The 21,623-nt window shown below is 57.3% G+C and carries 19 protein-coding genes; 9 read left to right on the top strand and 10 right to left on the bottom strand.

Translation table 11 applies throughout. The annotated features are described in order from the left end of the window. Position 1: 1 nt before the first annotated feature. Both GTP23_RS14155 and GTP23_RS14160 read right to left on the bottom strand, forming a co-directional pair. Positions 2-1,645 carry a methyl-accepting chemotaxis protein gene (locus GTP23_RS14155; protein WP_161035773.1) on the bottom strand — a complete coding sequence of 548 codons (1,644 nt, stop codon included), beginning with the start codon at positions 1,643-1,645 and terminating at the stop codon, positions 2-4. 291 nt (positions 1,646-1,936) lie between these two features. Beyond that, complete coding sequence (locus GTP23_RS14160) at positions 1,937-2,866, bottom strand: DUF808 domain-containing protein (protein WP_161035774.1); 930 nt, start codon at positions 2,864-2,866, stop codon at positions 1,937-1,939. Between the two features lie 152 nt (positions 2,867-3,018). On the opposite strand from GTP23_RS14160, the gene GTP23_RS14165 reads away from it, so the two are divergent. The 3 genes from GTP23_RS14165 (at position 3,019) to GTP23_RS14175 (ending at position 6,053) form a co-directional block, all read left to right on the top strand. Then, complete coding sequence (locus GTP23_RS14165) at positions 3,019-3,660, top strand: LysE family transporter (protein WP_161035775.1); 642 nt, start codon at positions 3,019-3,021, stop codon at positions 3,658-3,660. A gap of 89 nt (positions 3,661-3,749) precedes the next feature. After that, the gene (locus GTP23_RS14170; protein ID WP_161035776.1) at positions 3,750-5,699 is read left to right on the top strand and encodes a DUF6600 domain-containing protein; all 1,950 of its coding nucleotides are present in this window, start codon (positions 3,750-3,752) and stop codon (positions 5,697-5,699) included. Positions 5,700-5,777: 78 nt separating this feature from the next. Next, the gene (locus GTP23_RS14175) at positions 5,778-6,053 is read left to right on the top strand and encodes a DUF493 family protein (RefSeq protein WP_161035777.1); all 276 of its coding nucleotides are present in this window, start codon (positions 5,778-5,780) and stop codon (positions 6,051-6,053) included. Positions 6,054-6,071: 18 nt separating this feature from the next. On the opposite strand, the gene GTP23_RS14180 is transcribed toward GTP23_RS14175, so the two are convergent. Next, on the bottom strand, positions 6,072-6,722 hold the full coding sequence (locus GTP23_RS14180; RefSeq protein WP_202412207.1) for a LysR family transcriptional regulator: 651 nt from the start codon (positions 6,720-6,722) through the stop codon (positions 6,072-6,074). 217 nt (positions 6,723-6,939) lie between these two features. On the opposite strand from GTP23_RS14180, the gene lipB reads away from it, so the two are divergent. Then, positions 6,940-7,626 (top strand): lipoyl(octanoyl) transferase LipB, encoded by a 687-nt coding sequence (gene lipB / locus GTP23_RS14185; protein WP_161035778.1) that lies wholly within the window; start codon positions 6,940-6,942, stop codon positions 7,624-7,626. Positions 7,627-7,656: 30 nt separating this feature from the next. Further along, the gene (lipA, locus tag GTP23_RS14190) at positions 7,657-8,646 is read left to right on the top strand and encodes a lipoyl synthase (protein ID WP_161035779.1); all 990 of its coding nucleotides are present in this window, start codon (positions 7,657-7,659) and stop codon (positions 8,644-8,646) included. Positions 8,647-9,062: 416 nt separating this feature from the next. Here the strand turns inward: lipA and GTP23_RS14195 are convergent, their stop codons facing one another. The 5 genes from GTP23_RS14195 to tssF form a co-directional block, all read right to left on the bottom strand. Then, positions 9,063-9,533 (bottom strand): hypothetical protein, encoded by a 471-nt coding sequence (locus tag GTP23_RS14195; protein ID WP_161035780.1) that lies wholly within the window; start codon positions 9,531-9,533, stop codon positions 9,063-9,065. After that, positions 9,530-10,456 (bottom strand): 3D domain-containing protein, encoded by a 927-nt coding sequence (locus GTP23_RS14200; RefSeq protein WP_161035781.1) that lies wholly within the window; start codon positions 10,454-10,456, stop codon positions 9,530-9,532. Before GTP23_RS14200 ends, GTP23_RS14195 begins: the two co-directional genes overlap by 4 nt. A 1-nt stretch (position 10,457) precedes the next feature. Continuing rightward, positions 10,458-13,121, bottom strand: coding sequence for a type VI secretion system Vgr family protein (locus GTP23_RS14205; protein ID WP_161035782.1), 2,664 nt, complete (start codon positions 13,119-13,121; stop codon positions 10,458-10,460). A 188-nt stretch (positions 13,122-13,309) separates the two neighbouring features. Then, entirely contained in the window at positions 13,310-14,392 is a 1,083-nt protein-coding gene (gene tssG, locus GTP23_RS14210) for a type VI secretion system baseplate subunit TssG (protein WP_161035783.1), read from the bottom strand. Further along, positions 14,356-16,182 carry a type VI secretion system baseplate subunit TssF gene (gene tssF / locus GTP23_RS14215; RefSeq protein WP_161035784.1) on the bottom strand — a complete coding sequence of 609 codons (1,827 nt, stop codon included), beginning with the start codon at positions 16,180-16,182 and terminating at the stop codon, positions 14,356-14,358. Before tssF ends, tssG begins: the two co-directional genes overlap by 37 nt. A 201-nt stretch (positions 16,183-16,383) precedes the next feature. On the opposite strand from tssF, the gene GTP23_RS14220 reads away from it, so the two are divergent. The 3 genes from GTP23_RS14220 to tssK all read left to right on the top strand — a co-directional run bounded on the left by GTP23_RS14220 (position 16,384) and on the right by tssK (position 19,357). After that, positions 16,384-17,223: a DMT family transporter gene (locus tag GTP23_RS14220; RefSeq protein ID WP_161035785.1), complete on the top strand. Its 840-nt coding sequence runs from the start codon at positions 16,384-16,386 to the stop codon at positions 17,221-17,223. 202 nt (positions 17,224-17,425) lie between these two features. Then, positions 17,426-17,917, top strand: a complete 492-nt coding sequence (gene tssE, locus GTP23_RS14225) for a type VI secretion system baseplate subunit TssE (protein ID WP_161035786.1) — start codon at positions 17,426-17,428, stop codon at positions 17,915-17,917. A gap of 87 nt (positions 17,918-18,004) precedes the next feature. Then, positions 18,005-19,357 carry a type VI secretion system baseplate subunit TssK gene (gene tssK, locus GTP23_RS14230; protein ID WP_161035787.1) on the top strand — a complete coding sequence of 451 codons (1,353 nt, stop codon included), beginning with the start codon at positions 18,005-18,007 and terminating at the stop codon, positions 19,355-19,357. Between the two features lie 16 nt (positions 19,358-19,373). On the opposite strand, the gene murQ is transcribed toward tssK, so the two are convergent. Further along, positions 19,374-20,252, bottom strand: a complete 879-nt coding sequence (gene murQ / locus GTP23_RS14235; RefSeq protein ID WP_155435665.1) for an N-acetylmuramic acid 6-phosphate etherase — start codon at positions 20,250-20,252, stop codon at positions 19,374-19,376. A 19-nt stretch (positions 20,253-20,271) separates the two neighbouring features. After that, positions 20,272-21,012 (bottom strand): GntR family transcriptional regulator, encoded by a 741-nt coding sequence (locus tag GTP23_RS14240; protein ID WP_155435664.1) that lies wholly within the window; start codon positions 21,010-21,012, stop codon positions 20,272-20,274. A gap of 166 nt (positions 21,013-21,178) precedes the next feature. On the opposite strand from GTP23_RS14240, the gene GTP23_RS14245 reads away from it, so the two are divergent. Beyond that, on the top strand, positions 21,179-21,610 hold the full coding sequence (locus tag GTP23_RS14245) for a YchJ family protein (RefSeq protein ID WP_161035788.1): 432 nt from the start codon (positions 21,179-21,181) through the stop codon (positions 21,608-21,610). Positions 21,611-21,623: the final 13 nt, after the last annotated feature.

Raw genomic sequence — 21,623 nt, forward strand, 5'->3', positions numbered from 1 at the left:
ATCAGGCTGCTATGCGCTTCATAGGCTGGGGTTTATGAACGGCCAGTGCCGCGCGCGATGGGCGCGCAGTGCCGAATTTGAACAGACTCACCGCCTGGGTCAGGTTGCCCGCTTCGATAGCCAGACTGGCAGTAGCGGCAGCAGCCTGTTCGACCAGCGCGGCGTTCTGCTGGGTGACAGTATCCATGTGGGCGATGGCAGCATTCACCTGATCGACGCCTATGCTTTGCTCCTGCGAAGCGACGGTGATTTCCTGCATGATCGAAGTGACCTGCTGCACCGAAGCCACCACTTCCTTCATGGTGGCGCCAGCACGTCCCACCTGCTCCATGCCGGCGCTGACTTTGCCCACCGACACGTTGATCAGATTCTTGATGTCTTTGGCTGCCGTCGCGCTGCGCTGGGCCAGATTGCGCACCTCACCGGCCACCACGGCAAAGCCGCGGCCCTGTTCGCCGGCACGGGCGGCTTCCACCGCGGCATTCAGTGCCAGGATATTGGTCTGGAAGGCGATGCCTTCGATCAGGCCGATGATGTCGACAATTTTGTGCGACGAAGTATTGATTTCATCCATGGTTGCGATCACGTCGGCGACGATTTCACCGCCATGCACGGCCACATTGGAGGCGTTCAGCGCCAGCTGGTTGGCCTGGGCCGAATTGTCGGCATTCTGCTTCACGGTCGAGGAGAACTGTTCCACGCTGGAGGCGGTTTCTTCCAGACTGGCGGCCTGGGCTTCGGTACGGCCCGACAGGTCGGCATTGCCCGCGGCAATCTGGCGCGTGGCCACGGCCATGGTTTCCACGTTGGTGCGCACATCACGGATGGTGGCGATCAGGTTGCTGTTCATCTGCTGCAAGGCACGCAGCAGCTGGCCCACTTCATCGGTGGCTTCCGTTTCGAAGCTGCCCGACAGGTCGCCGGCGGCAATCGCACGGGCGCCCAGCACGGCGCGGCCCAAGGGCTGCAGCACCGAAACGCGCAGGGTGTACCAGAGGAAGACGTTAATCAGCAGGCCGATGACGGTGGCCACAAAGATGATGTAGTTATGGCCACTGCCGCCGCCGAACAGCGCCGCAGCGCCGACACCGGCCAGCAGCACGTTGACCAGGCTGGTGGCCGCCCAGATGCGCAGCGCCAGCGAGGAGTGGATCAGGCGACGGGTCAGGCGCGCCAGCGGCGAACCGCTGCGGCCGTGGATCAGCTGGCCGTTCTTGATGCGGATATTATGTTTGCCGCCCGAACGGATCGCGCGATAGGCTTCTTCGGCGCGGTTGATCTGGCTACGTTCGGCCTTGGTGCGCACCGACATATAGCCGATGGTCTTGCCCGCTTCGCGGATAGGCGTGACGTTGGCTTTGACCCAGTAGAAATCGCCGCTCTTGGCGCGGTTCTTGACAATACCCGTCCATGGCGTGCCGGACTGGATGGAGCGCCACATATCGGCAAAAGCTTCCACCGGCATGTCCGGATGGCGCACAATATTCTGCGGAGCGCCCATCAACTCGGCTTCGCTGTAACCGCTCACCTGGCTGAAATACGGATTCACATAGACGATGTTACCGTTCAAATCGGTTTTCGATACGATCGCCTGATCTTCCTGTACTTCTATTTCGCGGTTGGTTACCGGTTGATTATTGCGCATATTGTCTCTCCAGATGGATATATTGCTCTGCCGCAATTATAGTCCTGTCAGTTTACGGATATTGCCCAGAATTTTGATTGATTTAGATCAAAGTTCCCCAGATTGCCTGTGTTAAGCCCCAACAATAATCGGGTATGCCACGTCCGTCAGTAGCTTGTTTCTTGACATAGACAAATAAGGGGAGTAAAACCGCCGCCCCTGGCCGGGGCATGGCTTCAGTATAGTGACACTGCTGAACGCCGCGACAGCGAATTTATACCGCTAAATGTAACTGAGAGTACGTGACGGCAATCAATTTACGTTGCTTTTACGCAACTTACCAACCAGCGTCATCAGCCCCAGTGCCAGCGCGCCAGCCAGCAAGCCCGCCACTGCATCGAGGCTGGCCGGTATCAGCGGCGCCAGCCAGGAAGCCGGCACCGGCCAGGCCGCTGCCTGCGCTGCCGTGTGTTCTATCACTTGATGTAACGGCGCTATACCGTGGCTCAGTATGCCGCCACCCACCATGAACATGGCCACCGTGCCTAGCACCGACAGCAGCTTCATCAGCCTGGGCGCTGCGGCCAGCAGCATGCGCCCCAGCGCCTGCCAGACGGCGCTGGCGCGCCGGCTCAGGTACAGCCCCGCATCATCGAGCTTGACGATGGCCGCCACAATGCCGTACACGCCCACCGTCATGGCCAGCGCAATGCCCACCACCACCGTCACCTGCTGGGCAAACGGCGCTGTGGCCACCGTGCCCAGTGCAATCACGATGATTTCCGCCGACAGGATGAAATCGGTACGGATGGCGCCGCGGATCTTGTCGCGCTCGAGCGCCACCAGATCCGTCTCCGGCTCGGCCAGCACGGCGGCCAGCGTACCGGCCGGTGCTTCATGGGCAGGATGCTGCAGCGAGTGCACAATTTTTTCGCAGCCCTCGAAGCATAGATACAAGCCGCCCAGCATCAGCAGCGGGCCGATCGCCCACGGCGCCAGCGCACTGATGCCCAGCGCGGCCGGCACCAGAATCGCCTTGTTCTTGAGCGAGCCCACGGCCACGGCCCACACCACCGGCAATTCGCGCTCGGCCTGCACGCCCGCCACCTGCTGCGCGTTCAGGGCCAGATCGTCGCCCAGCACCCCGGCGGTTTTCTTGGCCGCCACTTTGCTCATCAGCGCAACGTCGTCGAGGATGCTGGCGATATCGTCGATCAGCGCCAGCAGACTGCTTCCGGCCATAGAGGCTCCTTGTTATCCCGTTAATAAATTGAGGTCAAGCATGCAAGCTTGCCCAAGTCACCACATATTAACCGAAGCGCGCGCCCGCGCAGCCCGCTAAAATAGGACTATTCTGCGCGGCCGCCGGCTGCACCTGACGCTACGGACATGACATGAGTTTCACTACCTGGTTCACCTTCTTCGTTGCCGCATGGATTATCGCCATCTCGCCCGGCTCGGGCGCCGTGCTGTCGATGTCGCACGGCCTGTCGTATGGGCTGAAACGCGCCAGCGTCACCATCATGGGCCTGCAGGCGGGCCTGCTGCTGGTGCTGTTCATCGCCGGTGCCGGCGTCGGCTCGCTGCTGCTGGCCTCGGAAGTAGCGTTCAATGTGGTCAAAACCGTGGGCGCGCTCTATCTGATCTATCTGGGCCTGAGCCAGTGGCGCGCCAAAGTCAGCATCAGTGGCGAGGCCGCCCATGCGGAAGTGCGCGTGCCTTCGGTAAAACAGCGCCTGCTGACGGGCTTTCTGACCAATGCCACCAACCCCAAGGGCATCATCTTCATGGTGGCCGTGCTGCCGCAGTTCATTACGCGCGAAGCGCCCCTGCTGCCGCAGCTGCTGATTCTGGCCGTGACCATGTGCTGCATCGACCTGATCGTGATGCATAGCTATGCATTTCTGGCCTCGTCCATGCAGCGCTTCTTCCGCGACGCCCATGCCGTGAAAAAGCAGAACCGCGTGTTCGGCGGCATGCTGATGGCGGTCGGCACGGCGCTGTTCTTCGTCAAACGGGGTGGCGCCAGCGCCTGAGGCCAGTGCCAATTTGTAAGGCCTTGTAATCGCAGTAGGCGGATTTCGTGACGCAGCGTTTAATCCCGATATCCCCCAGGAGCGCTGCCATGACCCCTCGCATCATCACTACTTTGCTGCTGGCCGCACTGGCCGGCCCCGTCCTCGCCCAGAACGATCTGCCCGCCATGGTGGGCCGCATCGCTGCCGTACAGGGCCTGGTGACGCTGACGGGCGACGATGAAGCCGTGCCGGCCGGGCTGAACTGGCCGGTGGCGGCAGGCAACCATATCCACACGGCCAGCGGCGCGCGCAGCGACATCCGCGCCGGTTCCACCGCTGTGCGGGTGGATGGCGATTCCGATGTGGAAGTGCTGGACCTCGACGACGACATCCTGCGCCTGCGCCTGAATTACGGCAGCGTCAGCATCCGGCTGCGCAATCCCGAGCTGATCCGCAATTTCGAACTGATTACGCCGCAGGCCCGTATCACCCTGCTGGAACCGGGCCTGCTGCGGGTCGATGCCGAGCGGCTGGCCGATACCAGCCAGATCCGCCTGCTGGCCGGCAGCGCCCGCGTTACTGGCGCCGGCGCCACGCTGACGCTGGCCAGCGGCCGCGCCGCTGAAATCAATAGTAACGATGTGCGCACCCTGCTGGCGCAGACGGACGGCTTCGACCGCTGGGCCGAGGAGCGCGAACGGGCCGGCGAGGGCAGCGTCAGCACGCGTTTCGTCTCGAGCGGCATGACCGGCTACGAAGAGCTGGACCGCAACGGTAGCTGGAGCGAAAGCGTGGAATACGGCCCCCTGTGGACCCCGCGCAATGTCAGTACTGACTGGGCGCCCTACCGTGACGGCCGCTGGATCTGGCTCACTGCATGGGGCTGGACCTGGATCGATAACGCACCGTGGGGCTATGCGCCGTCCCACTATGGCCGCTGGGTCATGGTGAACCGGCGCTGGTGCTGGGCGCCGGGCCGTCCGCACGGCCGCCCCGTGTGGGCGCCGGCACTGGTAGGCTGGGTGGATGGCCACGGCCCCGGCCCCAAACACCGGCCCGGCATAGGCTGGTATCCGCTGACGCCGCGCGACCATTATGTGCCCGGCTACCGCGTGTCGGCCGAGCGCGAACAGCGCCTGAGCTGGAACCACAACGGCCGCCCGCTGGCGCCCCTGCCCGTGCACAACGGCCAGCCTCCGCGCCGGGACGGCCTGAGCGTACTGCCGCGCGAGCAATTCGAACGCCACCAGCCCCACGCCGTGCCACCGCGCGCCGCAACGACGCTGCCCGCCAGCCTGCCCGGCAACAGCCTTGCACCGGCCAGCGGCGCCAACCCGGCGACCACCCCAGCGGCGCTAGGCCAGCCCCCCCGCGCCCCCGACTATGGCCGCACGCGCTGGCCGGAACGGGGGCAGGACGGCCGTAGCGAACGGCCCGACTACCGCGACGATGGCCGCAACCGCAACCTCAGCCATCCGGCCGCCACGCCAGTACCTGCGGCCAGCGTCAGCCAGCCACCGGGCCCGGCACGCCCGCCGGCCAGCCCGCCAGCCGCCGCACAACCGCCCGCACAAGCCGTACCGCCTGGCAGCCAGCCGGCACCATCCCAGCCATGGAATAGTGCCGGCGAACGGGGCGGGCGCTACGACCGCGGCAGCATGGACCTCAACGAGCGCAACGATAGAGCCGACAGCTTCCAGCGCAATGAACGCATCAACCGCGTCGACAGCTATCACCGTGATAACCGGCCGCAGGACGATGGACGCCGGCCTGCGCGCCAGCCGGACGAACGGCGCGATGCCCCGGTCTCGCTGCAAGTCCAGCCCGGCCCGGCCAGCAGCGCCCAGCCAGCGCCCATGCAGCCGCCGGTGCGCAGCGCGCCGGCGCCGCTGCCTGCACCAGCTCCGGCTGCGGCACCTGCCCGTCCGGTATTTAGCCCGCCGCCCGCACCGGCACCGGCGGCCGCTCCCAGGGATAGCGGCCAGCACCAGCGCGAAGAACGGCGCAAGGAAGAAGGGCGCGAGCGGGGCGAGAAGCGAAATCAGATCCAGCCATGACGCTGGCGCCGAATTGGCTACAATAGAGGCTGGCGGCGCCGCGTTGGTGTTGCCAGTTTTTTATTGATTGGAATACCTATGCAAGCGATCCCGCCGTCAGAGTCCCTCATCGAATACCCGAGCGACTTCCCGATCAAGGTGATGGGGCCGACTCATATCGATTTCGCCGCCACCATCGTGCAAGTGGTACAGAAGCACGATGCAGATTTCCACGAAGGCAAGATGGAAGTCCGTCCATCGGCCAAAGGCAATTACACGGGGCTGACCGTGGTGGTGCGCGCCACCAGCCGCGAGCAGCTCGACGCGCTGTACACGGAGCTGTCCGGCCACCCTATGGTGAAAATCGTCATGTAATTCTGCGGCGGACGCGGGCTAGTCACTGGCCTGCGCCGCCGACAGACGCTGAGACAGCGTCACTTCTTCCTGCAACCAGTCACGGAACGCCTGCACCTGTGGCCGCTGCTCGGCAACGGCAGGCAGCAACATCAGATATCCTTTGCTTCCATCGTGGTAGTGGGGACTCACTACCAGATCTCCCATTTCAACCATCAACGGCTCCACCAGCCAGCCGGAATAGGCGCCGTCCGCGCGCCGTATCGCCACATCGACCCCGTCGGCCAGCCATTGCTCGCCTGTCTGCAGCACCACATTGATGGCCGGATGGCGCTCGATAAAGCCGCCCAGCCGCGGCGCCAGCCAGCGCGCCGCAAACGCGGGCACGGCGGCAATGGTCAGGCGCTGGTGTACGGCGCTGCGGCGTAGCGCCGCGCTGGCCGCCGCCATATCGGCAAAGGCCTTGGCCAGCTGGCGCGCGTACTGCGCCCCCGCAGCAGTAATCCGCACCTGCTTGCCATGGCGCTCGAACAGCGCCAGTCCCAGTTCCCGTTCCAGCGCCCGCACCTGATGGCTGATGGCGCCATGAGTCAGATGCAATTCATCCGCCGCGCGCGAGAAATTCTCGTGCCGGGCCGCCGCCTCGAAGGCGCGCAGTGCGGAAAAATTGGGCAAGCGGGAGTCGCTCATCAGGCTGGCATGCTGTGGATAACTTTGTGAATAAAATTAACAAAAGACGTCAAAATATACTTGTATACTTAGGTAAACAGCAAGTTAACGCTTGTGAATAATTTTCACTTTTCGCGCAAGTTGTAGCTTTTTTGTGCAATGGGCCGGCAGCGCCCGCAAAGCCAGACGGGCTGCGCCCTGCGGGGCGTTTTATGGCCCCGTGATTTATAATGGCGGGATGACGTCTCCAACTTCCACCGAGCCGGCACTGATACGCCACCTCGGCCTAGCCGATTACGACAGCACTTTTGCCGCCATGCGCAGCTTCACGGATGCCCGCACCCCGGACACCCGCGACGAGCTGTGGATCGTCGAACATCCGCCCGTCTTTACGCTGGGGCTGGGCGCCGACCGTGGCCACCTGCTGGCCGGCGCCAGCGCCATCCCCGTGGTGCAGACCGACCGCGGCGGCGAAGTCACCTACCATGGCCCCGGTCAGGTGGTGATCTATATGCTGATGGACCTGCGCCGCAACAAACCGGGCGGCAAGCTATACGCGCGCCAGTTTGTCTACCGCATCGAGCAAGCCATCATCAATGTGCTGGCGGCGTATAATCTCAACGGTATGCGCGTTGAAGGCGCGCCCGGCATCTACATGGCCGATGGCGCGAAACAAGGCGCCAAAATTGCCGCACTGGGCCTGAAAGTGCGTGGCAACGGCTGTACCTACCATGGCCTGTCGCTGAATGTGGCGATGGACCTGGCTCCGTTTTCCTGGATCAACCCCTGCGGCTATGCCGGACTGGAAACGGTCGATATGCGCAGCGTCGGCGTAACGGCGCAACTGGCCGATGTACAGCAGCAACTGGCCGAAGAATTAATCCGCGTTCTGGCCCAGCCGACGCAACCCGCAGCAACCGAATAACTTCACTTTGCCCGCGAGGGCACGCAGCTTATGACCTCTGAGACCGATACCAACGTTGCCCCCGCTTATAACCCGAGCGAAAAGCAAAAAGGCGCAAGCAAAACTTCGCGCATTCCCATCAAGATCGTGCCGGTCGAGCAGGTCGAGCGTCTGAAAAAGCCTGACTGGATCCGCGTCAAAGCGGCCTCCACCTCGACGCGCTTCTACGAAATCAAGGACGTGCTGCGCGAGAACAAACTGGTGACCGTATGCGAAGAAGCCAGCTGCCCCAACATCGGCGAATGCTTCGGCAAGGGCACGGCCACCTTCATGATCATGGGCGACAAGTGCACGCGCCGCTGCCCGTTCTGCGACGTCGGCCACGGCCGTCCTGATCCGCTGGACCAGAACGAGCCTATCAACCTGTCCAAGACGATTGCCGATCTGCGCCTGAACTACGTGGTGATCACCTCGGTCGACCGCGACGACCTGCGCGACGGCGGTGCCGGCCACTTCGTCTCCTGCATCAGCGAAACGCGCAAACTGTCGCCGAAAACCCAGATCGAAGTACTGGTACCGGACTTCCGCGGTCGTCTCGACAAGGCTCTGACCATCTTCGCCGACGGCCTGCCGGACGTGATGAACCACAATCTGGAAACCGTGCCGCGTCTGTACAAGGAAGCTCGTCCCGGCTCCGACTATATGCACTCGCTGCAGCTGCTGAAGGAGTTCAAAGAGCGCTATCCGGACGTGAAAACCAAATCGGGCCTGATGGTCGGTCTGGGTGAGACGGACGATGAAATCCTGCAGGTGATGCGCGACATGCGCGAGCACAACATCGACATGCTGACCATCGGCCAGTATCTGGCACCATCCAACAGCCACCTGCCGGTACGCCGCTACGTGCATCCGGACGTGTTCAAGATGTTCGAAGCAGAAGCCTACAAGATGGGCTTCAAGCACGCCGCCGTGGGCGCCATGGTGCGCAGCTCCTACCACGCCGACGTGCAGGCGCATGATGTGCTGGCCGCTAGCGAGTAAGCAGTAAAAGTAATAAAAACCACTGCGCCGTAGAACTGCTGGTGCAAAGGGCAGGTACAGAGCCGGAATTCCGGATTAGTATCTGCCCTTTATTATTTCTTGACAGAGAAATAATATTATCGAATAATTAATATCGCGATTGCGAAGACATCAACCCCGAACAGGGGCGTCAGCATAAATTCAATATTGGGGCAATTGGGAAAGTCACAACAGATTCGGTAGGCTTTCTCTGCTAAATCCGAAATCTGATCTAATTGGACACCTTTCATTAAGCTTCTCTAAAAATTTATTTCCCAAAAAATTACGATATTATTTTAGTGTTTAATCAATAACTGCTGTTTTTTTATTTTTGAATTTTTGCATGATCTGCTTTATTAGTGGTAATGGTGATTTCCCTCTACATATTTAATAAAAATCTATTTCGACCAAATGGGGCGCTGATTTTCTGGAACATTTGATTGAACAAAGGAATCAATCATCAATAGAGTAGATGTATCGTATATGGATTGGGTTCCGGAAAAATGCCTACCTCCGCAATCAATTGCTATCTGCTCACCTTGCATCCAATACCAATAGTCTCTTATGAATGGCTCACACGATATATATCGCAGCTTTTCATCTCTATAAATCGCAATTTTGGCAGAACCCGGTGCAACATCACCGTCAGCGATCCACGAATTTTGCACGAGCCAAGCCGCTGTGCGCTTATTTGGCGCTAGCGTTGCTTCGGTAGCATGGCCATTATTAGTTACTTTCCTATCCAACCCATCCGAAAATATGATATGAACATTTTTTGATCTATCAATATAAACTCTTCTAATATTTCCGTGGTCAGCAAAACAATTTAATGAAAATACCATAAGCATGACAGGCATAAGCTTTTTCATTTTTTTTTACCTATATATTTTACTTGACGCCGAGTGCCATTGACTCCACCGTGCATCCAAGCTTTTACAACATCGTCTCCCGCCCCAAGAAAATTATCAAGATGATATGTGCGAATTGCACTGCCAGTATCATCTGCGAAACGCCTACCTAAGCCACTGATGTCCACTTCAGCGCGGGGTGGTATTACTGTTATATCAACCGCAATTGAATGATTTTCCGTAACTGATCCATACTTCCCTTCAGCACTATCGACATAATGAAATGACGTGCTAGCTTGAGATGCAACACGATCAGGAGCTCCCCTTGAATTCCGATGCCATCCCCCCACTAACTGGAGCAACGCGATATAACGTCCATCAGCAGATTTTCCCGTCCCTTGCATCGGAACTCCTTTTGCACCAAACAGAAAATCTTCTTTATATTTTCCTTCCAGACCATTGCCTGAAACTTTAGGTCCGGAAAAATCTTTCTCATCACAAATGTTATAGCCAGTAATTAAAAATGGCTCTTCGTACCATGCATCTTTTAGACTAATTTTAAATGTTTTTGATGTTACACCAGGATTATCCACGTCCAGTTCAATGTCACCAGAATGACGCGTTTCAAGAACAAAATTTAATTCTCCATTTCCATTAGTTTTTTCACGAATAATTATATTATCAACTTTCCTATTAGATCTAATTTTTAGGGAGCAATTTGCTACTTTTCCTCCATCAGAAATCCTCGTCAGGCAAGCCTTTAGCTTTAGATGATATAATATTCTTCCGTTCTCCACTCGAGCACTAGAAGGTATTACTGGTAAAGTATCTGAAAATTTATTTTTTTCAATCTCAATATGACAAATTATGTCGCCAATAGATATTTTTACTTCTGAATCCTGTGCTGAGTTGGTGTAAGCTGTTGCGATAATTATATCGGCCATATTACTCCTTATCAGACAGTAATTTTAATGAAATCTCTATTGGTGAAGACGTGTAAACTCGCTCGGTAAGTCCTTCCGCATTGCTAATTCCGTCCCATTGAGTTCCGTCAGAAGCTGAAATTCGATATCGCTGATTGACAATGGGAGTCTTCCCATCATTCGCAACTAAACGAAATTGTTCATCAAAAGACTCCAAGGGTGTCACGGTTACTAGCCGGGGATCGGGTGTTGGCACACTTGCGCAGTTTGGCCCCTGCAAGGCGTGCTCGGCCGCATGGATCACCATATTCCCGTTAGTGCCCTGTTCGATCCCCTGCGCGCTAAACCTCGCATAACTACCGCCACCATTGATCACCACTTCTTCCTTAGCACTGATGGTAATACGGTTAGCCATCTGTGTGATGTTGAGCTTAGCCAGTACGTTGACGCTATTCGACAACGCTCTCAGGTCAATATCACCCGCCGCTGCAACCAACCGCATACCAGCCTTGTGCACAAATAGACGAAACGTCTGCCGGACACTTGCAAACAAACTACCGCCATTGGCGATAGACAAGTCTTGTCCGGTCGTCAACGCAGTATGCTGGTCACTGGCAAGATGGGTGCTGCCTCGAGTCGTGGTTTCGATGCCCGCCGGACTAGCCAACACCAACTGTGGCATGGCAAGTTGAGGGAAGTCGGACTTAGCACTTGTGCCGCCTTGAATACTGTCATTCTGCGATCTGATCGCGGCAACGCTACTGGACTGCCCCGCACCATCCTGCGCGCCAGATTGCTGCGCCAACTTGGCCAGCGCGTCGTGCTGCTTGTGTGCAGAGTTAAGCCTCTGCAGCGTCTCACCCATATCCTTAATATGCGATGCGCCATTAGGCCGTGCTTCGGTGGTAATCAGCATGCCGCGATTGGCACGTGCCACCCCCCACGCATTAGTGGCTAGCTCCCACCCTTCACCACGGGCTTCCATGCGCCCCTCCGAAGATTCGATACGGGTGATACTACCCAGCGAAAGCTGGCTGTGCTGATGATCACTTCTAAGCTGAACCTGCATCGCTCCCTTAGTATCATCAAGTATCAGATGATTGCTACCACCATTGCCGCCGCTGGACAGTTCGCGGCTGCGTAGTCCCGCCAAAGCTCCTTGTGCAGGCAAGTTCCAGGGAGGCATATTGGTGCTGTTATAAACGACGCCAACAACAATAGGGTGGTCGATATTTCCATCCAAGAACTGAACCACCACCTCCTGTCCGACACGCGGCAAACACATCTGGCCAAAGTATGGTCCGGCCATCGGCATCATCACGCGTATCCAAGGCGAACTTGCCTGATCAAACGCTCCCAAACGATCCCAGTGGAATTGCAATTTAATTCTGCCCAACGCATCGGTATAGATGTCTTCGCCGGGTGGGCCGACAACGATAGCTGTCTGCACACCGGGAGGCGCGCAAGGGACACTATTGTAGTGACGCCCAGGCCGCCAGCGTATGTCGCGACGTATGCAAACAAAACTATTGCTGTATTCCGACTTGCCATCTGGGCCAGCGGGATAATTGTTGCTCGCACTATGCTCGACCGACACAATCAGGTAGTCGCGCTCGCCGATACCAAGTTTGAAATCCCCGTCAGGCTCTGGTGCCCTCGAGTGGGCGCTGAAATGGTCGGCAAGCTTAAAAATACGCCCAGGCTGGGCCGCGCGATCATTGCCACTGGCTTCGAAATATTGGGTACCTTGATCAGCCTCCTCCATGCGGCGCTGGGCCAATGTATCGCCATCATCCAAATTCGGGTAGCCATAGGCGCCGGTATTTTCGTAAAGCTCATACGCCTCCACCTCACCCTGCTGGTTGAGGGAATAGCCACTGACCCATTGTGCTCGGGGGCTTTTGTAATTGAAACTGGCCAGCGTGACTTTGCCAGAACCGAGCTGTCGAATAGCTTGCCATGTGCGGATACCGTCTGCCTCGTCCGAACCAGCGTCGGCACGAAAACAAATCTGATCTGGCGCCCCCCTTAACTGGCTTGCATCTATCGGTTCAGCCTGCGTGGAGTTATCGCTCAGAATCAGGGTATGCCCATCGAACCTATGTTCATAGCAATAGTAAAGTCCCGCAGCTTCCCAACGTCGGTGCAGGTGGTTGTAATCGGTCTCGTTATGCTGGTTGGCACAAGTGAGCTTCCTGTCGTCGTAGTCCAGACTCATGTGCGTGCGCCAATCCCGCTGATGGTAATGTGCGAACGTGACTTCGGTGAGCTCGATAACACTGCGATGGTGGAAGGATAGATTGTCTTTACGCAGTTTGGCGAACGCGAGCCATGGCTGCAGGATCATCTGATAAAAGGCGAAGCCGCCGTCGGTACGCACAAAGCGAAATGTACCAATATAGCCATTCATGTAACGCATCGAACCATCTTCGCGCACCAGCGAGATGGTCACCATGCGACCCATCATTCTTTTAAGCGGGATATGGGCATCGTCAGAGAGCACCTCGACATCGATCACGAAATCGCGTGATAACTCTTCCTGCATCTTTACCTTGTTGATCAGCAATACCCCATTGGCTGGGCCATCGCCTTGTGGAAAATCCATCCTTAGAAGGCGATTGTTTTGGGAGCCAGCACCAAATACTGACAGCCCCACCAGACCCGCCTGTACGATATCTTGCAACATGCAGCCTCCCAATGACTTGTTACTAGCGGCACGGGTTTGACGGAACGGCGTTAATGTCTGTTGAAATTTTACGATCTAGTTGATGCCGTATAGTTTGCTGCCGATGTCGCACTTAGGCGATCAAAGCAAATATCTTAAGATCAGATGTTGCACTATAAATGTGCCAGCGCCAGCAACGTTGATGTCTATCAAGCGATCACATCACCAGAATCGGGTAGCCAATAATCGATAAATGATCGGCTTACATTTCCGCTTCGCCCCAGCAGAAATGCATCCCATCCCAAGCGCGGGCCCACATGGCCCCTGCTGTTTAAGGCCAGAGCTTGCACACAGGAAGGATGCAAAAGCAAACGTAACTGGAATTTTAAGTTAGGTAAGTAGAAAAGCTGCAAGAGGCCTCCAAGCGCGACGGCAGCCGCGCGGCCCGGAAGAAATTGTTCGAACTCCGACAATCCAAGCGGACCGATATGCAGCCGCGCACAAAGGTCTTGGCGGATTAATCTTCCACCTAACGCAGTGCCATAACCCAGCCTGCTTACCTTACTGCCCAGCTTACTGCGTTGGTGATGCGGAATCGTATCCCAAGCTTCGACAAACTGTTCCAACTCGATCGGTACACCAAAATGCTGCGTCAGCATGCGCGATATAGTGCTGGACGATATCGGACGAGTGCGTATTAGCGCCGTGTAATATGCAGCAACATGATCCGCTGGGCGCGGTACGGCCTTAGCCACACCTGAATGCAAGCCGGACAACGACAACAGCAATGGCAGTTGCCCATCTAGACCTTGGACGTCTAATGTATGCTCAAGACGATATTTTCCGCATGCATGAAAGAACAGTGCCGTCAGTCGCTGCGATAGTAGATCGATGAATGCATGTGGTACGGCATCGCCGCCCCAACGTCTTGCTGCGGCGATGCTTTCTGTTTTATGCAAAGGTAACGTGCCATTCACGCCGAGCAGGCCAAAAAATGTAGGCGTCAACGTCAGGTGCGTACCATTCCGACTTTGCAGCATGCCCAATAACTCGGCATCAGCTTTTGCCGCCATCCGTAGAACAGGAATGGCGGCCAGCTCGCTCGCAGGAAATTTTAGCGAGAGACTATTTTGAAAACGCAGTATCTCAGCGAATGCTAATTCATGCGATATGCCATGGCGTCTCATCCAGCGCAACAGAATGCGCAATGCCTGCACGAACTGGAAGCGTTGCGGCTCATTGATCAGGCTTTGGATTAAGCCAAAGTTTGATAGCCGCTTCGTGGCTTGCATCGGATAAGTTCCTTTCCTGTTTGCTGGGACAGAATGACCAGCTCGATAAAACTGTTCACCTGTGCATACAGCCCTAGAAACTGGTCGATCACTTGCACAAACAGGAGCAGACCGGTGCCTATAAATGCATCGTCCTCCAGCGTAATACGGACCTCGGTACCGTGCACCAGTGACGCGCCATATTGCGTACGCATCCAGTTCACCGTCTCCACGCTTTCAAGACCGTAAATGCCGGCGATCTGACGACGCGACATCGGTGATTGTGGCAAGTCATGCAGCGCCAGCATTTCACGCAAGATCGACAAGCCATCCTTGCCCAGCCCCTGCTGATTGACGGTGAGATGTGAAATGAGCCGCCAGTGATTACCATCCCCAGCAGAAAATTTATAGGTACGGCTAGGCTTGCGTAAAAGACGAACGATATAGCTGGTCGCATCACGTAGCGGCGTTAGTTCCGCATCCCGCCCATGCTCAGGCAGCAGGCTAGGTAAGTCTCGATTGGTGCAACTTAAAGCAATCGACAGACTGGTCTTTTCCACCACCGTCGGATTAAAATCCGCATCCACTAGAGTGAGACGCTTTTCGTGGCCGGGACTAATCGCCGCCAGTGTCGCATCATGGCGTAGCACCCAAAAACGTCCATGGTCGCTTACGCTCTCGCCATGCCGTAACGAATAAAACGGCCGGAGTTCGGCTACCTGCTCGCCGCGATCCCGCCGGCTAACCATGTGAACGGTATCAATGGAATACACCTCGAAGGCTTCGGGACGGGTTGCATCGGCTAACAAGCCATAATCGGCCGTATGGTGCGTCACCCCGATCGGATGTCCAGCCCGCTGGAAGAGATTCACGACAGGGCTGCAGCCCGGTTGCAGATTCTCCGCAGATAAGGTGTCCAGCATCCGGGCCTGATGTGAGTCTGCCACTATTCCAGTCAATACTAGATGCAAGGTGAAGCGCAGGCCTTGAGCTGGCAGATACCTTTTAAGAGAGGCCAGATCGATATCAAAAAAATTGAACTTTTCCGGAAACACAAAGTATTCACTCAATATGCGGTAGGCCACCTGTGAACGCGCGTCGACGGGCATCAATGCTTCATCGTCGGCAAATCCCACTGGCGCCAGCGGTATTGAAGGCAGCGCGATCCAGCGTCCGGCGTCGACTTCGATGTACGCACTCCCCACACGCAGGAATAGGGCATCGCGCAGACTGGCACTAAGCGACTGATCCGCATCAATGTACACCCGCAGCAACGTCAGTTCTGCCGGCAACTTGCCATCAATCACCATACTGAGCGACGCGCTGGAAGCAGGCGGTAAGCTCATTCCGGCTGGGGGTTGAACCAGTGCATTAAATTGCACTTCCTTCAGGCTGATAGGGCTGAGCTTAATCTCGTAAGCGGTCTTGAAGCGGCAACGCACGCCTTGAACTGCACTAGAGTCCATCTCGGTACCACGCGGAATGGTCAGCACGGTGGATGCACCTGCCGCACCATGCACGGGATAGCTGGCACGAATAATTGAGCAGGAGGGAAACGGCCTTAAATAATGGGGAAACAACATCTGCAACAAAGCTTCTGTAAATTCCGGATAGCTGTCATCAAGCTTTTTGGCAATGCGCGCAGAGAGCAGGGCCACCGACTGGATGAGCTGCTCGACATGGGGATCAGGACAATTATCACCGCCCAGCTGCAGGCCTCCACAGATACCCGGATAGCGCTCACCCATTTCTCGGCCAAGCTGGCGCAACTGCACCAGCTCACGTTCAAAATATGGCAGCAAATCCTCCATCAGCACTCCTCCGCCGCCTTTAAGAAATGGGGCGCATAGACTAAACATTATCTGTCTGTCGCCCGTTGGCATTTTGACCTTGCACAATGTAAAGAAGATTCCACGCGACCTAACTCGCAGGCGGTCGGCCTGCTCAAAAAGATTGTGCTATCCCATGCGGCAACGCATACTCATTAACTTGCCTCATTAGGAGCCGCACCTATGCCAATCGCACGCCTCGTCATTTTGACCTTGCTGGCCCTGGCCGCCTTTGCCGGCAATTCGCTGTTATGCCGTGCTGCATTGGCCCATACCCGTATCGATGCCGCCAGTTTCAGCACCCTGCGCCTGCTCTCTGGCGCGTTGATGCTGTGGCTGCTAGTCAGGCTACGCAATGGCCAGCAAGCAGGCCAAGGTAACTGGCTTTCGGCACTGGCGCTGTTTGCCTACGCAATTGGCTTCTCATTTTCCTACCGCCAGTTGCCAGCGGCAGCGGGGGCACTAATACTGTTCGGCGCGGTGCAAACCACCATGATCGGTTATGCTTTCTGGCGTGGTGAACAGTTTCGGCTAGCTCAACTGGCTGGCTTATTCTTAGCAGGCGGCGGCTTAATCAGCTTGCTGCTGCCGGGGCTATCAGCGCCGCCCCTGTATGGCGCTGTGCTAATGCTCGGTGCTGGCATCGCCTGGGGCGTATATTCGTTACGTGGAAAAAGTGGCGGAGATCCACTCAGGGTAAGCGCTGGCAATTTTATGCGTACCGTCCCCATGGCATTAGCATTGAGCCTGACGCTCATCAATGATGCCCAATTCGACCCGGCCGGTTATACCTATGCAGTGCTGTCGGGTGCTCTGGCGTCAGGCGTTGGCTATGCGATCTGGTACACCGCCTTGCCGTTCTTAAAGTCCAGCACGGCAGCAACGGTGCAACTGAGCGTTCCGGTAATTGCTGCTATGGGCGGCATACTATTTTTAGATGAAGTACTGACCCTACGTCTGATTGCCGCTTCGCTTGCCATTCTTGGCGGCATCGCCATTGTCCTCCTGACTGCGCGGCGTTAGGCCAAAGCCCACCCATCACCGACCCCGCACATCCGCGAGTAGTCAATTCAGCGGCTAGAACTCTGCCTGATTGATGCTTGTGGTAACGCAATGCTCTGTAACCTGAGGCGGTAATAATCAATCTTCCTGAGTGATCTGATTTACATTAGCAATTTTGCTTAGCACTCTGCAGTTGAGAGGGTATTTCTAACGGAATTCAGGCATGGTAGAACGAAATTTTGCGCCGAGTTTGTGGGACCGTTTAATGGCTACAACAAATAGCGCGCGTACTGATGGCAGAATCTCTCTCGATACCTACAAGGCCGCCATCACCCGCGATCTCGAGGATCTGCTCAATACCAGAACCGCTCTGCCTGATGAATATTTCGCAGAGTTTCCGGCTAGCCGCAGATCAATCATCAACTATGGCCTTGCTGATTTTGCCGCCTTGTGTTTGACCAGCGACGTAGATCAGAAAGTGATCTGCAACAACTTGAAAGAAGCCATCAAACGCTTTGAACCTCGCCTAAGTAATGTCAAGACTGCACTTCGCGTGGAGCGCGGTACAACAAATCTGCTCGACTTTGTGATTGCAGGAACGCTGAAGGCATATGGCAATGATCCACTTGAGCTCAATGCTGTCTTCCAGCCTTCGACACTGCGCTACTTCATTACCCCGAAATCCGGCTCGCTTAAAGGTCAACCAAATTGGTAAGCACCATTTGTCCAAATGAGCGTATGCGACACAGTATTCCACGCGGATACAAACATTCCTAGTACCAGCCACCTCGCGGAGACTAGCATGCCTGCATCACTTAAAATTTTGTGGACCGAAGGCCTCACGCTCGACGCTCAACACCTGCAACAGCAGGACCGCTATCACGAATCGCGCTTGCAGCACATCGCTGCCACTATCGAGCCGCACCACTGGGGCGTGCAGCACGCGCGCTGGGCGCTACCCGACATCACCAGTAACACCCTCTACGCGCAGGCACTTAGCCTTATCTTCAAAGACGGCGAAATCTATCAGGCGCCGCTGGCAGATGCGCTACCGCTAGCCGTCGATCTAAGCAAGCTACCTGCCGACGCCCACAGCATTACCTTCTACGCTGCGCTGCCCGTCACACGCGCTCATGGTGGCAATCTCGCCACCGAGGGCAGTGCGCGCAACGAAGCGCGCTACACACTAGACAGCCGCGAAACACCCGACCTATTTTCTGACAGCCTGCCGGCCCATATCGGCTATCTGCGCAAGGCCGTGCGCCTGCTATCCGATTTCGATGTACGCGAAGGCTACGACTGCCTGCCCGTGATCCGTCTGCAACGCCGTGCTGATGGCAGCTTCGATCTCGATCCACACTTCATGCCGCCGTGCGTCACCATCGCCGCCGACGCTGCCATGCAGGATTTGCTGCGCAGCGTGCTGGCTAGACTGAGCGCCAAGTGCGAATCGCTGCAACGCCTGCAGCGCCAGCCGCGTGGTAACGTGGTCGAACTGCACTCGAGTGACGTGGCAACATTCTGGATGCTGCAAACCATCATGTCTGCCAGCGCCACGCTGATGCATCTGTCACGCAGCGGCCACTGCCACCCCGAGCGCCTGTTCGAACGCCTGATGGCCTTGGCGGGCGGCCTGATGGCGTTCTCGCGCAAATACACCATCACCGATCTGCCCAGCTACAACCACGAGGAACCAGCCAGCGGCTTCCACACGCTCAACGACATCATTCGCGATCTGCTCGACACTGTGGTGTCGTCGAAGTACATCAGCATTCCGCTCTCTATCAGCGATCAGGGCATGCGCTACCACCATGCCACGCTGGACCCTACGCTGATCGAGCGCAAGGCCGCGCTCTACATTGCCGTCAACGCCAGCATGCCCGCCTTGAATCTGGTGGCCGAAGTACCGCGTCAGCTCAAGATCGCTTCGCCGCACGACATCGATGCACTGGTACGCAGCGCCTTGCCCGGCGTGCCGCTCTCGCACATGCCGCAGGTGCCGATGGAAGTGCCGGTACGCCCCGAGACGTATTACTTCTCGCTCGAGCATAGAGGTGATCTGTATGACGCCATACTCAAGGCACAGGCCATCGCCATCTATGCGCCAGCCACGCTGACCGACCTGCGTCTGGAATTATTCGCCATCTCGCCCTGATGGCTATGCAATAGAACTAGCGCAGTGCGCGGCGCATATCGCCACCGGCCTGTTCAAGCAGGCTTTGCGCCTGCTCCACATCGACGCCCTTACGCAGCGCCACGATGGCTAGCTTTACCTGATAGTGGCTGCGCTCCAGCATGGCCCGCGCACTAGGCTCGTCGGCGCCCGCCACGCGCATGGTCAGGCGCAGCGCCCGCTCTAGCAGTTTGGCATTGGTGGCATGCAGGTCCACCATCAGATTGCCGTACACCTTATGCAGGCGCACCATCAAAGCACTCGACAGCGTATTCAGTACGATCTTCTGCGCCGTACCCGCTTTCAGCCGCGTGCTTCCGGCAATCACCTCCGGCCCCGTATCGAGACAGATGCCGACATCGGCATCGCGCAGCAGCGGTGTATCGGGGTTATTCGCGATACCGATGGTCAGCGCGCCTACCGTACGCGCGGCTCTGAGCGCGCCCAGCACATAAGGCGTGGTGCCGGATGCCGCAATCAGCAGCACCACATCGTTATACACGGGATAAATCAGGCGCAGGTCGGAAGCGCCTTTGCTGTCATTGTCTTCCGCCCCTTCGACCGCATCGAACATGGCGCCCAGTCCGCCGGCCAGCAGGGGCACAGCCCTTTCATGGGGCCACGAGAAAGTAGGGAACAGTTCAACGCTATCGAGTATGCCGAGCCGGCCGGAAGTGCCTGCGCCCACATAGATCAGGCGTCCGCCGGCGGCGATGCGCGGTGCCATGGCATTCACGGCTGCACTGATAGCCGGCGCCGCTGCCTGCACGGCCCGCACGGCCAGCGCATGATCGTCCACCAAAGCCGCCACCAGCTGGTCCACGCCGTACAGATCGAGTTCGGCGTGTTCGGCGCTGTTGGTTTCGGTCTTGAGCATGGTGGCGTTCTGCCGGGCCTCAGGTGGCGCGGCGCATCTCCGCAACGAAGTCATAGTGGTCACTATGACAGTAGGAATGGGTCAGCTCCATCGCCTCGCCCGATTCCAGATAGGCGATACGGGTAATGTAGAGCACCGCCTGGCCTTCCGGCACGCCCAGCTGGCGCGCCAGATCGGCCGAAGCATTCATGGCACGGATGTGTTGTAAAGCGCGCACGGGCGCCTGACCTATGCTTTCCAGATACTGGTAGAGCGAAGCGCCGACGGCGTTCGGATCATTGAGCACCGTCTGTGGCAGCACCGACACTTCATAGGCCATCACCACATCATCGGCCAGACGCAGACGCTCGAGCCGCGCCACCTTGGAATATGGCGACAGGCCCAGACTAAGCTGCTCTTCCGGCGTCGGCGTGACCACGGCACGCTTGAGCCAGCGCGAGCCCGGCACGTGGCCGCGCTGCTGCAACTGCTCGGAAAAACTGGTCAGATTGGACAGCGGCTGCTCGATGCGCGGGGCAATATAGTTGCCCGAACCGCGACGGCGCACCACCAGCCCCTGATCAACCAGCTGGTCGATGGCCTTGCGTGCCGTCACGCGCGATACGTTCAGCAACTCCGACAGGGTGCGCTCGGACGGCAGCGCCTGATCCACCTGATAGCGGCCATTGTGCACATCTTCGCTCAACTTGCGCGCAATCTGCATATACAGGGGCGAGCTATCGTTGGCGTCGGCTTTGAATTCGAAACTGGTCTGGCTCATGCAAAAATTCTCCTCACGCCTCTAGTGTAATAGCGTTACAGAAAAGGTGTGACCCTGTCTCCATGAATTTAGCAATTTTTATTCAACTACCAGTTCAGCCAGCAAGGCGCGGGGCCGCCATTTGACGGATAATGCTGGCTTGTTACACCAGCCCGACCTTGCTGCCATGTCCAAAAAGACCTCCGCCGCCTCTGCCTGCCCCTGTGGCGGCTCTACGCTGGCCACCTGCTGCGGCCCGTATCTGAGCGGCGCCGCCATCCCGCCCACGGCCGAAACCCTGATGCGCTCGCGCTATACGGCCTATGTGCAGGGCAACGAGCCGTATCTGTTGTCAACCTGGCATGCCAGCACGCGACCAACCGAGCCCATCATCAATAGCGAAGAAAAATTGCAGTGGCTGGGACTTGAGGTAAAATCTGCTTTACGTTTACGTCAACGTAAAGCAGAGGACGATGAAAACCGCGATACGGTCGAATTTGTGGCCCGCTTGCGTGTGAATGGGCGCGGCCAGCGGCTGCACGAAATCAGCAACTTCGTGCGCGAGCCGGCTGAAGGCGAACTGCGCTGGTTTTACGTTGACGGTAGTTTTCCAGAATAAATCAGACGACGCG

It is taken from the genome of Duganella fentianensis, from assembly GCF_009857835.1.
Classification (GTDB): domain Bacteria; phylum Pseudomonadota; class Gammaproteobacteria; order Burkholderiales; family Burkholderiaceae_D; genus Rugamonas; species Rugamonas fentianensis.

Excerpts from the sequence above, each read along its gene's own strand:
- GTP23_RS14155 (WP_161035773.1), bottom strand. The coding sequence starts at position 1,645 with ATGCGCAATAATCAACCGGTAACCAACCGCGAAATAGAAGTACAGGAA.
- GTP23_RS14160 (WP_161035774.1), bottom strand. The coding sequence starts at position 2,866 with ATGGCCGGAAGCAGTCTGCTGGCGCTGATCGACGATATCGCCAGCATC.
- GTP23_RS14165 (WP_161035775.1), top strand. The coding sequence starts at position 3,019 with ATGAGTTTCACTACCTGGTTCACCTTCTTCGTTGCCGCATGGATTATC.
- GTP23_RS14170 (WP_161035776.1), top strand. The coding sequence starts at position 3,750 with ATGACCCCTCGCATCATCACTACTTTGCTGCTGGCCGCACTGGCCGGC.
- GTP23_RS14175 (WP_161035777.1), top strand. The coding sequence starts at position 5,778 with ATGCAAGCGATCCCGCCGTCAGAGTCCCTCATCGAATACCCGAGCGAC.
- GTP23_RS14180 (WP_202412207.1), bottom strand. The coding sequence starts at position 6,722 with ATGAGCGACTCCCGCTTGCCCAATTTTTCCGCACTGCGCGCCTTCGAG.
- lipB (WP_161035778.1), top strand. The coding sequence starts at position 6,940 with ATGACGTCTCCAACTTCCACCGAGCCGGCACTGATACGCCACCTCGGC.
- lipA (WP_161035779.1), top strand. The coding sequence starts at position 7,657 with ATGACCTCTGAGACCGATACCAACGTTGCCCCCGCTTATAACCCGAGC.
- GTP23_RS14195 (WP_161035780.1), bottom strand. The coding sequence starts at position 9,533 with ATGAAAAAGCTTATGCCTGTCATGCTTATGGTATTTTCATTAAATTGT.
- GTP23_RS14200 (WP_161035781.1), bottom strand. The coding sequence starts at position 10,456 with ATGGCCGATATAATTATCGCAACAGCTTACACCAACTCAGCACAGGAT.
- GTP23_RS14205 (WP_161035782.1), bottom strand. The coding sequence starts at position 13,121 with ATGTTGCAAGATATCGTACAGGCGGGTCTGGTGGGGCTGTCAGTATTT.
- tssG (WP_161035783.1), bottom strand. The coding sequence starts at position 14,392 with ATGCAAGCCACGAAGCGGCTATCAAACTTTGGCTTAATCCAAAGCCTG.
- tssF (WP_161035784.1), bottom strand. The coding sequence starts at position 16,182 with ATGGAGGATTTGCTGCCATATTTTGAACGTGAGCTGGTGCAGTTGCGC.
- GTP23_RS14220 (WP_161035785.1), top strand. The coding sequence starts at position 16,384 with ATGCCAATCGCACGCCTCGTCATTTTGACCTTGCTGGCCCTGGCCGCC.
- tssE (WP_161035786.1), top strand. The coding sequence starts at position 17,426 with ATGGTAGAACGAAATTTTGCGCCGAGTTTGTGGGACCGTTTAATGGCT.
- tssK (WP_161035787.1), top strand. The coding sequence starts at position 18,005 with ATGCCTGCATCACTTAAAATTTTGTGGACCGAAGGCCTCACGCTCGAC.
- murQ (WP_155435665.1), bottom strand. The coding sequence starts at position 20,252 with ATGCTCAAGACCGAAACCAACAGCGCCGAACACGCCGAACTCGATCTG.
- GTP23_RS14240 (WP_155435664.1), bottom strand. The coding sequence starts at position 21,012 with ATGAGCCAGACCAGTTTCGAATTCAAAGCCGACGCCAACGATAGCTCG.
- GTP23_RS14245 (WP_161035788.1), top strand. The coding sequence starts at position 21,179 with ATGTCCAAAAAGACCTCCGCCGCCTCTGCCTGCCCCTGTGGCGGCTCT.